Genomic DNA, 14195 nt, shown 5'->3' with positions numbered 1-14195 from the left:
TACAATATAGAAATGCTATATATGAATAGAGGTAGGGATGTTATGAGCAAGTTTACAGTAGCTTCTAATGGTGCATTAGAAACAACATTAAGAGGAGCAGAAGTATTATCAACACCACTTTTAAATAAAGGGGTAGCTTTCACACAAAATGAAAGAGAAGAGTTAGGTTTAAAAGGGTTATTACCGCCAGCGGTTTTAACGTTAGAAGAACAGGCACGCCGAGCATACGAACAATTTAGTTCGCAGCCGGATGATTTATTAAAGAATGTATACTTAACTGCGTTACATGATCGAAATGAAGTATTATTTTATCGTATATTAACAGATCATTTACGTGAAATGTTACCGATTGTATATACACCAACTGTCGGTGTAGCAATTCAAAGGTATAGCCATGAATATCGTAAACCACGTGGTATTTACTTATCAATTAACGACCCATCAGGTATTGAAGAAGCGTTTGCCAATATCGGTGCAACAGCTGAAAATATTGATTTAGTCGTTGTAACAGATGGAGAAGGTATATTAGGAATTGGTGATTGGGGTGTTGGCGGTATTAATATCGCAATCGGAAAATTAGCTGTTTACACTGCCGCAGTTGGAATCGATCCTAGCCGCGTATTACCGGTAATTTTAGATGTAGGTACAAACCGTGAGGAACTATTAAACAATCCATTTTATATTGGAAATCGTCACCCTCGTATAACAGGTGAAGCTTACGATGAATTTATTGATACGTTTGTACAAGCGGTAAATAAACAATTCCCGAAAGCACTTTTACATTGGGAAGACTTTAGCTCTCGTAACGCACGAAAAATTTTAGATAAATACCGTCATGACGTTTGTACGTTTAATGATGATATTCAAGGTACAGGTGCAGTTTCACTTGCGGCAGTATTATCGGCAGTGAAAGCTTCTGGTGTACCGCTAAGTGAACACCGCGTTGTTGTATTTGGTGCTGGTACGGCTGGAATCGGTATCGCAGATCAAGTTAGAGATGCGATGGTCCGCGTAGGTGTATCTGAAGAAGAATCATATAAGCGTTTCTGGTGTATTGATCGTAACGGGTTAGTTACAGATAATATGGAAGATCTTCTTGATTTCCAAATTCCGTACGCAAGAAAAGAAGCAGAAGTAAGTGAGTGGAAAGAAAATGATGTGATCGGACTTGCTGAAGTTGTGAAACATGTAAAACCGACAATTTTAATTGGTACATCTACTGTTGCAGGTGCATTTAAAGAAGAGATTATTAAAGAAATGGCTTCTCACGTAGAAAGACCAATCATTTTACCAATGTCGAATCCGACGCCACTTGCTGAAGCAAAACCAGCAGATTTAATCGAGTGGACAGAAGGAAGAGCGTTAGTTGCAACAGGAAGTCCATTTGAACCAGTTACATATAACGGTGTAACGTATGTGATTGGACAATCAAATAATGCACTTATTTTCCCAGGGCTTGGTCTTGGAACAATTGTAGTACGAGCAAGCGTCATGACGGATGGAATGTTCGCAGCGGCTGCTGAAGCAGTTGCAAGTATGGTAGATACAAGTCAGCCAGGAGCACCTATTTTACCAGAGGTCGAAGAATTACGTAATATCTCAGAAATGGTTGCAATTGAAGTAGCGAAAGTTGCAGTTGCAGAAGGTGTTGCAAGAGTGAACTTAAGTGATAACGATATCAAGATGGCAGTGCAAGAAGCAATGTGGAAGCCAGAGTATCGCCAAATAAAAGCGGTAGAAAAGGTTAGAATATAGAAAGAAAGCCCGTTTATAACAATAAGCGGGCTTTCACTTTTACTACTGAAAAAAGTATAGGAAGTGTCACCTTTGAATTGGAATCAATTATGGAAGAAAGATATGTCCCTTTTAATTATATTAATGGTCGTTGTTCCGATTGCTGGGGAGCTGAACTTTCATCCCTTTAATGATACGTTTCGAGTTAGCTTCGGTACACCGCTATTCTTCTTTTTATTATTATTTTTAAGAAGAGTACCAGCAGGAGTTGCAGGTATTCTTGTTGGTATATCTGTAGTCTTATTCCGAGTATGTCTTGACTGGATCATGCAAGGTTCATTTCATATGACAGAATCATTTTATTTGCGTTATCCTGTGTTCTTCTATTATTTTATTTATGGCAGTTTTTTTTCGCTTTGTAGGGTAAATAAGTTCCATCAGAAACCAATCATTATTGGATGCCTTGGAATTTCAATTGAAATTGTTGCAAGTATGTCAGAACTTGCGTTTTATCACATGTTAGTACTAGGTACAACAATAACGATTTCTGAAGTGAATAAACTTATTATTATTGCTATTTTTCGTAGTTTCTTTGCACTTGGTTTTTTAAATATGATGAATTTATATGAAACGAAATTAAAAGAATCGCAAGTTCGAAAAGAAAATGAAAATATGTTAATGCATCTTTCTAATTTATATGTGGAATCTGTTCATTTGAAAAAGACGTTACAAAATGCGGAGTTAATTACACAAGAAGCATATCAACTATATCGAAATTTACAAGTAAGCGCTGATTCAAGTAGTAAAACAGCATTGAAAATAGCGGGGGAAGTGCATGAAATAAAAAAGGATAATCAAAGGATATTTGCAGGGTTATCTAAACTGTTATTAGATAAAAATGTGGCTGAATATGTAGAAGGACATGAGTTAGCAGAAATGATTGTTAGAATAAACGAGAAGTATGCTGAAATGCTAGAAAAGGATATACGTTTTTCTAAACATATAGAAGGTGAGCATGCTGCATACCACGTGTATACAGTTCTATCAATTTTTAATAACCTCGCTGCAAATGCAGTTGAAGCAATTGAAGATAAAGGTGTCGTTATTATTAAGCTATATAAAAGAGATCAACATATATTTTTTGAAGTAATTGACGATGGACCTGGTATTGCACAAAAGTATAAGAAATTAGTATTTAAGCCAGGATTTACTTCCAAGTATGATCAAACGGGAACACCGTCAACTGGTATTGGGCTTTCTTACATAAATGAAATGGTAACAGAGCTAGGCGGAGAAGTGAGATTAGAAGGCCGAGAAAATAAAAGAGGATGTAAGTTTATCGTTTGTTTACCAGAGGGTAGTTTAAAGCGGGAAGGGGAATAGATTTGTTTTATTATATCGTAGACGATGATGAAGTTTTCCGTTCGATGCTTTCGCAAATTATTGAAGATGGAGATCTTGGAGAAGTAATTGGTGAGGCGGATGACGGAGCTTTTATTGAAGCGGATCAACTAAATTTTAAAAAAGTAGATATTTTATTTATTGATTTGTTGATGCCGATGAGGGACGGAATTGAAACAGTTCGTCACATTGCGTCAACTTTCACGGGGAAAATCATTATGATTTCTCAAGTGGAATCGAAGCAGCTTATAGGTGAGGCATATACACTTGGTGTAGAATATTATATTACAAAACCATTAAATAAAATCGAAGTTGTATCTGTTGTACGCAAAGTGATGGAGCGTATTAGATTGGAGCGTTCTATACATGATATTCAAAAATCATTGAATAACGTGTTTCAGTGGGAAAAACCGCAATTGCGTACTGAACCAGTGCAAGAAGGAAAAAAGATAGGGGATTTAGGACGCTTTTTACTATCAGAACTCGGTATTGCGGGAGAGAATGGAAGTAAAGATTTACTTAGTATGCTGGAATATTTATATGGTCAAGAAAAGGCACAGACATTTGAGTTTGGCTTTCCTGCGTTAAAAGAAATTTTTCATCATATTACGATAAGGAAATTAGGGGATCTAGCTTTAGGTGCGGATATTGATAAAGAGAAAAAAGCGTCTGAACAAAGAGTACGTCGAGCTATTTATCAGTCGTTAAATCATTTGGCTTCTTTAGGACTAACAGACTTTTCAAATCCAAAATTTGAAAGCTATGCTCCAAAATTTTTCGATTTCACCATAGTTAGAAAACGGATGACAGAAATGACGAAAGATGAACTCGCATCTTCTGGTCATACGCGAATTAATACGAAGAAGTTTATTCAAGTGTTGTATTTTGAGGCGAAGAGGTTGATGGAGATAGAGTGAAGAAGATGCTTATAAATAAGCATCTTTTTTTGTTAAATCAACATTTTATATTTTCTCGTGGAGCATGTAAAATGTTAAGTAAGAGAAAATGGTTTTATATTAAGGAAGTGTCAAAGCGATGAGTTTCACATTGAATAAATCGATTATTAAAGAAGTGTGCGGAGAGACCTCATATAAAAGAGGTGAAACCTATTATAAATCAAATAAAGTGATAATAGATCATTACGATGAAAATAAAGAAATTTGTGAGGCGACAGTAAAAGGGAACGAGGATTTCCATGTTACAGTAGCAAAAGCCAAAAAGGGTGATGTTGTTGCAAAATGTAGTTGTCCTTCATTAGCGTCTTTTCAAACGTACTGTCAACATGTTGCAGCAGTATTAATACAAATAAACTATAATCAACAAACAGGTGGAATGAGCTCCACTAGTAACAGAAATGATCAATTGACAAGTGGTATGTTTCAGCTGTTTGCAGACAAACCACTGAGGCCAAAAAGTAAACAACACCGTTTTGATACACGTGAAATATTAGATGTTGAGTTTATATGTACACCAGTAGCTACGAGAAGTGGTGGTGCTCTTCTTGGAATTCAATTGAAACTTGCCAAGGTGTATTTCATAAATCATATTAGAGAATTTCTTTCTAAGGTGGAGAAAAGAGAGTCTTTTCATTGTTCAAATGAATTTACATATACACCAGATGTACATAGTTTTAAACAAGAAACGGATGCAATTATTCAGCAGCTCATTAAAATGTATCATAACGAAAAAATGTATGAGGATGCGCTAGAAGTACATGCGAAACAAGATGAAAGTATGATATTTATACCACCAGCTTCATGGAAAGATATGCTCTCTTCACTTTCTAAAGTTGAATATGTACAGCTGAAACAAAATAAACAACTGTTTCAGGGATTACAAGTTTCAAAAGGTTTGTTGCCGTTACACTTTGAATTTACGAAGGGAAATAATGGCGGATTTACACTTCATATAGATGGTCTAAATCGTGTACAAGTTATGGATATGTATAACAATGCACTTTATGGTGGGAAATTATATCACTTACACATTGAAGATTGTATGCGACTTATTGAATTACAAAAGATGATGAGTCGCTCAAATAGTAATCAGTTTTATATTCCAGAAAGTAAGATGGAACATTTCGTCGCGAAAGTTGTACCAGGATTAATGAAGCTCGGAACTGTACACATTGATGAAGTAATATCGGATCGTGTTGAAACACCTTCGCTAAAAGCGAAATTGTATTTAGACCGCGTGAAAAATCGCTTATTAGCAGGTCTTGAATTTCACTATGGGAACGTCATGATTAATCCGCTAGAAGAGGATGGACAGCCGTCTGTTTTTAATCGTGATGAGAAAAAAGAAAAAGAGATTTTAGACATTATGAGTGAAAGTGCCTTTGCAAAAACAGAAGGCGGTTACTTTATGCATAATGAAGAAGCTGAGTATAACTTTTTATATCACGTCGTGCCAACATTAAAAGGTTTAGTTGATATTTATGCGACGACAGCAATCAAATTGCGAATTAGTAAAGGGGATGCAGTTCCTCTTATTAGAGTGAGAAGAAAAGAAAGAATTGATTGGTTGTCATTTCGTTTTGATATAAAAGGAATACCAGAAGCAGAAATTAAAGGTGTATTAGTGGCCCTTGAAGAGAAACGTAAATATTATCGATTGACGAACGGTTCGTTTTTGTCGCTAGAGAGTAAAGAGTTTAATGAAATTAATCAGTTTATAAAAGAATCAGGTATTCGGAAAGAATTTTTACATGGAGAAGAGGTAAATGTTCCGCTTATTCGGAGTGTAAAATGGATGAACGGACTTCACGAAGGCAATGTTTTAAGTTTGGATGATTCAGTTCAAGAGTTAGTAGAAAACATTCAAAATCCGAAAAAATTAAAGTTTGCTGTGCCAAATACTTTAAATGCAGAAATGAGAAAGTATCAAGTATATGGGTTCGAATGGATGAAAACACTTGCTCATTACCGTTTTGGCGGTATTTTAGCAGATGATATGGGACTTGGAAAAACGTTGCAAAGCATTGCTTTTATAGATTCTGTTTTGACTGAGATTCGAGAAAAGAAACTGCCAATATTAGTCGTTTCACCATCATCTCTTGTTTATAATTGGTTTAGTGAATTGAAAAAATTCGCCCCGCATATTAGAGCAGTTATTGCAGATGGAAACCAAGCAGAGCGCCGGAAAATTTTGAAAGATATAACGGAATTTGATGTCGTAATCACGTCATATCCATTACTGAGAAGAGATATAAGATTATATGCAAGGCCATTTCATACACTATTTCTTGATGAAGCACAGGCGTTTAAAAACCCTACAACGCAAACGGCAAGAGCTGTGAAAACAATTCAAGCTGAATACCGTTTCGGACTAACTGGTACACCTGTAGAAAATTCATTAGAAGAGCTATGGTCTATCTTCCATGTCGTCTTCCCGGAATTATTACCAGGAAGAAAAGAGTTCGGTGATTTAAGGCGTGAAGATATAGCGAAGCGAGTGAAACCATTCGTATTAAGACGATTAAAAGGAGACGTATTAAATGAGTTGCCAGAGAAAATAGAGCACTTACAATCATCGGAGTTATTACCCGATCAAAAGAGTCTCTATGCTGCTTATTTAGCGAAGTTAAGGGAAGAAACGTTAAAGCATTTAGACAAAGACACGTTACGTAAAAATAAAATTAGAATTTTAGCTGGTTTAACGAGATTGCGACAAATTTGTTGTCATCCCGCTTTATTTGTTGATGATTACAAAGGAAGTTCAGCTAAATTTGAACAACTGTTAGAGATTTTAGAGGAATGTAGAAGTACAGGGAAGAGAATATTAATTTTTTCTCAATTTACGAAGATGCTTTCCATTATTGGTCGTGAGTTAAATCGACAAGCAATTCCATACTTTTATTTAGACGGGAGTACACCAGCGCAGGATCGTGTAGAGCTGTGCGATCGGTTTAACGAAGGAGAAGGAGATCTATTTCTCATTTCTTTAAAAGCTGGTGGTACCGGACTTAATTTAACTGGTGCAGATACAGTAATATTATATGATTTATGGTGGAATCCAGCTGTTGAACAACAAGCGGCCGATAGGGCGTATCGAATGGGACAAAAAAATACAGTGCAAGTTATAAAGCTAGTAGCTCAGGGAACAATTGAGGAGAAAATGCATGAACTGCAAGAAAGTAAGAAAAATTTAATCGCTGAAGTGATTGAGCCGGGAGAAGAGAAATTGTCCTCAATCACAGAGGAAGAAATTCGAGATATTTTAATGATTTAATATAAAAAAGCTATGTCTTCAAATGTATGAGGGCATAGCTTTTTTGTTGTAATAATTATATTTTGTTTTGTACAAAGTAAAGAAATCAAATGTTATTTAAATTACTTCTTTGTACCTTTACTTTTGTATGGTTTGGCAGCTGCCTTTTTCTTTGCACTTGATTGCCAACGGTTCCATCCTTTACTTCCTGTACCTTGTCCTACACCTTTTTTCGGTTTTGCTTTCGTTTTACTCATATGATCACTCCGTTATATAAAAATCTTATTTGATAATAGTCAATGATTTAGAAAATACTCTTTATAAATGACTATGATTGCTTTAAGTAAAAATAAACTGCTTGAATGCTATAGTATAACATGAATTTGCAAGTAAACTGAAAGGAATTATAAAGAAAATGAAAATAATAAGAAATACTGCAGATTCTATATTCCGAACGATCACATTAATTGTTGTGTATACGTTAGTTTCGGTCAGTGAAACATTTTTTGGATTGAAGAGGCAGAAAAAGTAAAGATGTTAAATTAACAACAATCAATAAAGCCGTAAAATAAAGAATTGAAAAACATTTTAAAACTTTTTGTTGACTTTCTTTATTTTTTGTATAGAATAATCATTAATAAAATGTTTCAGAGATGTGACAACAAAACGACTATGAAAGGACGAGTAGTAGTAGGACGTAGTTTAAGCGAGTCAGGGGTGGTGTGAGCCTGATACGAAGCCTATTATGAAGAACCTCCTGGAGTTGCTAACCGAAATCCTTTATAGGAAAGTAGACTTAGCCGGGAACTTCGCCGTTACAAGAAGAACAGTATCGAGATATTTCATCTCCGTATTGTATAAGTGAGCAACCTCTGTTGCTAATTTGGGTGGTACCGCGGAACCAAAGCCTTTCGTCCCAGTTTTTTGGGAAAGAAGGGCTTTTTTTGTTGGCTTCTTTTCACAACATCCAAACATTTTAGGAGGAAACCACCATGTATCAATCATTAATGACAGTAAGAGAGACTCAAATCGCAATTAAGGAAGTTAAAACATTCTTCGAGGATCAATTAGCAAAACGCCTTGAACTATTCCGCGTATCTGCACCATTATTCGTAACGAAAAAATCAGGATTAAACGATCACCTAAACGGTGTAGAACGCCCAATTGAATTTGATATGTTACATTCAGGAGAAGAATTAGAAATTGTTCATTCACTAGCGAAATGGAAACGATTTGCATTACATGAATACGGATACGAAGCTGGTGAAGGTTTATATACAAACATGAACGCGATCCGTCGTGATGAAGAACTTGATGCAACGCATTCCATTTACGTTGACCAATGGGATTGGGAAAAAATCGTTCAAAAAGAATGGCGTACTGTCGATTACTTACAAAAAACAGTACAAACAATTTATGGAATATTCAAAGATTTAGAAGATCATTTATTTGAAAAATATCCGTTCCTTGGAAAGTATTTACCAGAAGAGATTGTTTTCATTACTTCCCAAGAACTAGAAGATAAATATCCAGAATTAACACCGAAAGATCGTGAACATGCAATTGCAAAAGAACACGGTGCAGTCTTCATTATCGGAATTGGTGATGCACTTCGTTCAGGTGAAAAGCATGACGGACGCGCAGCTGATTATGACGATTGGAAATTAAACGGTGACATTTTATTCTGGCACCCAGTACTACAATCTTCATTTGAGTTATCATCAATGGGAATTCGTGTTGATAGTAAATCGCTTGATGAGCAGTTAACGAAAACTGGTGAAGACTTCAAACGTGAGTATGATTTCCATAAAGGTATATTAGAAGACGTACTACCATTAACAATCGGCGGTGGCATTGGACAATCAAGAATGTGCATGTACTTCTTACGTAAAGCACATATCGGTGAAGTTCAATCTTCTGTATGGCCTGACGATTTACGTGCAGCTTGTAAAAAAGAAAACATTCATCTGTTTTAATAGAAGTGAGGGAATAGCTTAAATATAGAGCTATTCCCTCTTTTTTTAATTGTGTAAACGAATGGTTTACAGAGAGTTTTACTAATGGTTTCTTTCATTTATATCTCTTTTTATGTAATAATTTGTTAAAGGAGGGGACGTTATGAGCATAGGAGAGCAGCTAAAAAAACTACGAGAATCAAAGGGGTTTTCGCAAGAGGATGTTGCTAAAAAGATTGGTGTGACGAGGCAAGCAGTGTACAAATGGGAAAATGATAAAAGTTATCCTGATATTCATAATCTAATTTTACTAAGCGAAATGTACAATGTTACGCTTGATGAGTTAATAAAAGGGAAACAGAATATTAAAGAAAAAATACATATTGATGAAGAAGATGAGGATTTTGAGAAAGAGAATGATTTTGGTTTTTATATTGGGTTTGGATTGCTAATTATGAGTGCATTCATTGATTATGAAGGAATACAAGTATTTGTATTAGGAGTTGCACTATTCATGATGGTTTTTTATTCGAATGTGAAGAAAGTTATTTTGAATGAATATAGATCGTTTTTTCAAGAGAAAGAGCGAAAAGATATATGTGATAAAAAGTGAGAAGAGTTAGTTATATTTCCTAGGAAAGGGTATAACGAATATTTTCATTGTATTATAATGATTTTGGGATATCGGTAATATGAAAGCTATTTGGGTAGATCCTTGAAATCTATATGTAAAATGATAATAAAGTTATTTAATTTTAAAAGCTCAAACAAGCATAACCCCGTTCTAAAGCTAGGACGGGGTTCAAAATATAATAATAAAATCGCTTAAGAGTCTACGTTTTATTCAATGATAGTGCCTTTTTATAAAACGTCACTTGCTTATTTATTACCGAGTTCTTCCGCTAAACCGATTAAAATTCCTTCGACTCCACGAATGTAGCAGAGACGATACGAGTTCTCGTACTGAACTACTTCACCAACGAGCTCTGCACCATGCTTAGTGAGTCTCGATACCATTTCGTCAATATCTTGAACGGTGAACATGACGCGTAGATAACCGAGGGCGTTTACAGGAGCATTTCGGTGATCTGCTATAGTAGGAGGGGTGAGAAATCGCGAAAGTTCAATTCGGTTGTGGCCATCTGGAGTGACCATCATAGCAATCTCTACGCACTGAGAGCCGAGTCCAGTTACGCGACCAGCCCATTCACCCTCGACAGTGGCTCGCCCTTCAAGGTTCAAGCCAATTTCCTCGAAGAAAGAGATTGCGTTATCAAGGGATTCTACAACGATGCTGACATTGTCCATTCGTAATAATTTGTTTTTTGCCATAGTCTTATCTCCTTATGTATAAAAGTTTATTATTTAATCATCCTCATAATTATACTACTAAGTAGTTACAAATTCCTTTCAGTCAAAAACACCTTGTCACAGCATAGGAAAAATGGACAAGGTGTTTTTTTATATGTCATATAGCATCTTGTTAACGAACAGCTTTTATTTAATAGGAAGGAAGTAGAGTAATATGATTTTTTTATAAGTGTTACTGAGCATATCAAATTAGCTCATTTGCACTAAAGGCTCAATTTTCGCCATAAATGATTGATGCAGTGCCTCAACACCTGTTACTAAATGAAGGCGGTCAATAACGACAGACACTTTAATTTCTGATGTACTTACCATTTTAATATGAATATCTTCTTCTTTTAAAGTAGTAAACATATTTGCAGCGACACCAGGGTTAGATACCATGCCAGATCCTACGATTGATACTTTTGCTAAATGATTTTCATATTCTACAGCTTCATAGTGAAGTGCCTCTTGATTTTGTTCCAATACTTCTAATGTTTCTCTTAAATCATTAGAATGGATGGAGAAGGAGAGATGAACAGTTCCTTCATTTGTAATACTTTGAATGATGATATCTACATTAATATGTGCCGCTGCTAATGTAGAGAAAACAGTTGAAAGTGAACCTTGTTCTAATCCTTTCACTGTGATGCGTGTAATATTATCTTCAAATGCAATACCTTTAACGATTGATTGTTGTTCCATGTTACATTCTCCTTTTACAATTGTTCCGTTTTCTTGTTCCATACTTGAGCGAACTTCTAAAATGACATTATGATTTTTAGCAAACTCAACAGCACGCGGGTGTAATACACCAGCACCGAGGTTTGCAAGTTCTAACATTTCGTCATAAGAAATTTCATCTAATTTATAAGCATCTTTTACAACTCGTGGATCCGTCGTATATACGCCGGTCACATCTGTGTAAATATCACATTTTTTTGCGTTTAGTGCAGCAGCTAATGCGACAGCAGTTGTATCAGAACCGCCTCGTCCAAGCGTTGTAATTTCAAAATCTTCACTGACTCCTTGGAAACCAGCTACAATAACAATGGTGCCTTTAGTAAGATAAGACTGAATTCGATCTGTATTAATTTTAGTAATCCGTGCACTACTATGTACAGATTCTGTCGTAATACCAGCTTGCCATCCTGTTAATGAAATCGCGTTATACCCTTTTGCTTGTAGTGCCATCGTTAATAATGAAATAGTTACTTGCTCTCCTGTCGATAGAAGCATATCCATTTCGCGTTTACTTGGATTTTCTGTAATTGCGTTAGCGAGTGCGACAAGTTCATCCGTGCTTTTTCCCATTGCTGAAACGACAGAGACAACGCTATGACCTCGTTCATATTCTTCAATAATTAAATTTGCTACATGTTGAATGCGCTCGACGCTTCCGACAGAAGTGCCACCAAATTTTTGAACAATTGTTTCCATTACAAATTCCTTCTTTCGTCTATTTTTAAGAATAGATTAGGAAATATATAAATCCCAATACTCCTGTAGTTACCAGAAAGACAAACAAAAAACACCATCTCAAATAAGTGAGGATGGTGCTGTTACAGGAAAAGGGAAACAGAAAACGGAGCTAATAAAAAAACCGCCAAAAAAGGAATATCATAAAAAATGATATCTCTTTTTTGTAGATAGCTCTTCATACGTACACGTCTGTACATATGACAGTTCTGTTTCTATTCGAAAACAGCCCCAATTGATAAATGCAGAGAAACTTATCAATTTCGGCAATACTTCCTTTCATCTAAGTTCATAGACATCTCTGTGTCTCCATTAGAATACTCATAAGTATCGCAACCTCTATCTCACGTTTTAGGCGAGAGTGTTTGATTTATGAAGTTGTTGGTAACATTTGTTTTATAATAATTTAAATTTTTCGGGGAATCAAGTGTTTTATATATATTTTAAAAATTCTTTCTTTTTTCTGAGGAAGTTTGTGAAAAATGTAGCAAAATAAATTCATTGCATGTACATTAAACTTATAGTGCATAGGAGGTGGGAGAATGAAAAGGAAACAGCCTATTTATGTTGCGACAAAAATGAACACGACGATGGGAAAATTATGGGAATATACGCAAGAACCAGATATACATACAGAGTGGGATGCTCGCTTTACTGAAATTTCGTATTTAGAGAAAAAAGAAGGAGAACCACAGAAGTTTTTGTATAAAACAAAGATTGGATTTGGGCTTGAAATAGCTGGAGAAGGGGAATCAATAGGTGAAATAAGAAAAGAAACTGGTGAAAGAATTTCTTCTTTAAAATTTTGGACGGATAATACATTATCTCTTATTCAAATAGGACGTGGTTATTGGAAGTATAAGCCGAATAAAGAATACATCCATTTTGAGACACAATATGATTATGATACAAGATTTGGTCGTATAGGAAATGTGATAGATTCCTATATTTTTCGTCCGTTATTAGGTTGGGCGACTGCTTGGAGTTTTGATGCCTTAAAATTATGGTTAGAAAAGGGGCTTCATCCTAGGTTACTAATTAGAAGAACAATGACGTATTGGCTCGTATGTTTTTTATTTGCTTTTGTATGGATATATCAAGGGATAGTGCCAAAACTACTTTTTACTCATTTAGAAGAAGTAAAGATGCTTTCTATATTAATCGGTTCAAATGAAAATAGTGTATATATACTTAAAATAATTGGGGTGTTAGAAATAATTTTCGGTGTTGTATGGCTGTTGCCAATAACAAAACGAAAATTATTTATACTGCATATTATTGTATTACTAGTTTTAACATTAGCGGCAGGATTTACGAATATTGCAAGCTTTACAGGGCCGTTTAATCCGATTACATTAAATGTTCTTCTAATGGGGTTATCAATTGTCGGTTATATAAATAGTTTCGATTTACCAAGAGCGAAAAATTGCAATAGGGCGAGAAAGGGATAAGTGTATGGCTAATATATATGAACGATTATTAGGGGATACCTATAAAAATCTTCATCCTGAATTGCAGAAGCGTTATGCGATTACAGAAGAGAATAGTTTTACAGGTGAAGGAAAGATGGATGAAATTTACGGTGGCTCTTTTTTCGTGAAATTTATATTAAAAATTGCATCGAAGTTTCGAATGTTTTTCTCGGAACGAGGAGAGGAAATTCCCTTTACGATACAAAACATAGCTGAGCGAGATGAATATGGACAAGAATTAGTAAGGTGGAACCGTACTTTTTATTTTCATAATAAGAAAAGATATTTTAACGCAGTTATGCAATTGGATGGAAACGAAAATGAAATTGTAGATTATTTTGGCGAACCACATTTACTCGTTTCTACACTGCATTTTCATATCGATGAGTTAGGGGCAATGCATATTTCTTCAAAGAAACAATGGTTTTATATGTTTGGAAGAAAAATGCCGTTACCAAAATTTTTGTATGGTGAAGCAAAAATTGTTGAAAGTTATGATGCAACACTACAGTGTTTTCGAATTCATGTACAAGTACGAAACCCGTTAATTGGCTCGCTTTTTTCATATAAGGGAACATTTGTGGAAAGGAAATAA

Annotated in this window: 11 protein-coding genes, 1 riboswitch and 1 other annotated feature; of the genes, 8 read left to right on the top strand and 3 right to left on the bottom strand. The window is 35.3% G+C overall.

The genetic code is table 11. The features are described 5' to 3' along the window. The first annotated feature begins 42 nt into the window (after window positions 1-42). The 4 genes from malS to CQ064_RS00595 all read left to right on the top strand — a co-directional run bounded on the left by malS (window position 43) and on the right by CQ064_RS00595 (window position 7365). On the top strand, window positions 43-1755 hold the full coding sequence (gene malS / locus CQ064_RS00610) for an oxaloacetate-decarboxylating malate dehydrogenase (protein WP_003270074.1): 1713 nt from the start codon (window positions 43-45) through the stop codon (window positions 1753-1755). 63 nt (window positions 1756-1818) lie between these two features. Further along, window positions 1819-3117: a sensor histidine kinase gene (locus CQ064_RS00605; RefSeq protein ID WP_002195356.1), complete on the top strand. Its 1299-nt coding sequence runs from the start codon at window positions 1819-1821 to the stop codon at window positions 3115-3117. A 2-nt stretch (window positions 3118-3119) separates the two neighbouring features. Next, window positions 3120-4052 carry a response regulator gene (locus tag CQ064_RS00600; protein ID WP_000500304.1) on the top strand — a complete coding sequence of 311 codons (933 nt, stop codon included), beginning with the start codon at window positions 3120-3122 and terminating at the stop codon, window positions 4050-4052. A gap of 118 nt (window positions 4053-4170) precedes the next feature. Next, the gene (locus tag CQ064_RS00595; RefSeq protein ID WP_000011086.1) at window positions 4171-7365 is read left to right on the top strand and encodes a DEAD/DEAH box helicase; all 3195 of its coding nucleotides are present in this window, start codon (window positions 4171-4173) and stop codon (window positions 7363-7365) included. Between the two features lie 101 nt (window positions 7366-7466). On the opposite strand, the gene CQ064_RS00590 is transcribed toward CQ064_RS00595, so the two are convergent. Beyond that, window positions 7467-7601, bottom strand: a complete 135-nt coding sequence (locus tag CQ064_RS00590; protein WP_000047588.1) for a DUF3934 domain-containing protein — start codon at window positions 7599-7601, stop codon at window positions 7467-7469. Between the two features lie 406 nt (window positions 7602-8007). After that, window positions 8008-8266, top strand: a binding site (T-box leader). A 70-nt stretch (window positions 8267-8336) separates the two neighbouring features. Between CQ064_RS00590 and asnA the strand changes: the two genes are divergently transcribed. Continuing rightward, the gene (gene asnA, locus CQ064_RS00580) at window positions 8337-9320 is read left to right on the top strand and encodes an aspartate--ammonia ligase (RefSeq protein WP_000284912.1); all 984 of its coding nucleotides are present in this window, start codon (window positions 8337-8339) and stop codon (window positions 9318-9320) included. Window positions 9321-9462: 142 nt separating this feature from the next. Further along, the gene (locus CQ064_RS00575) at window positions 9463-9912 is read left to right on the top strand and encodes a helix-turn-helix domain-containing protein (protein ID WP_000021950.1); all 450 of its coding nucleotides are present in this window, start codon (window positions 9463-9465) and stop codon (window positions 9910-9912) included. Window positions 9913-10178: 266 nt separating this feature from the next. On the opposite strand, the gene CQ064_RS00570 is transcribed toward CQ064_RS00575, so the two are convergent. Beyond that, window positions 10179-10631, bottom strand: coding sequence for a VOC family protein (locus CQ064_RS00570; RefSeq protein ID WP_001107262.1), 453 nt, complete (start codon window positions 10629-10631; stop codon window positions 10179-10181). A 228-nt stretch (window positions 10632-10859) separates the two neighbouring features. Beyond that, window positions 10860-12089, bottom strand: a complete 1230-nt coding sequence (locus CQ064_RS00565; RefSeq protein ID WP_000448069.1) for an aspartate kinase — start codon at window positions 12087-12089, stop codon at window positions 10860-10862. A 202-nt stretch (window positions 12090-12291) separates the two neighbouring features. Further along, window positions 12292-12478, bottom strand: a riboswitch (Lysine riboswitch). Between the two features lie 192 nt (window positions 12479-12670). Here CQ064_RS00565 and CQ064_RS00555 point away from each other — a divergent pair. Together CQ064_RS00555 and CQ064_RS00550 are read left to right on the top strand one after the other, a co-directional pair. Next, the gene (locus tag CQ064_RS00555; RefSeq protein WP_000823955.1) at window positions 12671-13579 is read left to right on the top strand and encodes a DoxX-like family protein; all 909 of its coding nucleotides are present in this window, start codon (window positions 12671-12673) and stop codon (window positions 13577-13579) included. 4 nt (window positions 13580-13583) lie between these two features. Then, complete coding sequence (locus CQ064_RS00550; protein WP_001284321.1) at window positions 13584-14195, top strand: DUF4166 domain-containing protein; 612 nt, start codon at window positions 13584-13586, stop codon at window positions 14193-14195.

Origin of the sequence: Bacillus sp. MYb78, from assembly GCF_002975115.1 — a bacterium.
In the GTDB taxonomy this organism is placed as follows: domain Bacteria; phylum Bacillota; class Bacilli; order Bacillales; family Bacillaceae_G; genus Bacillus_A; species Bacillus_A cereus.
This window is presented reverse-complemented; position numbering and strand designations above follow the sequence as displayed.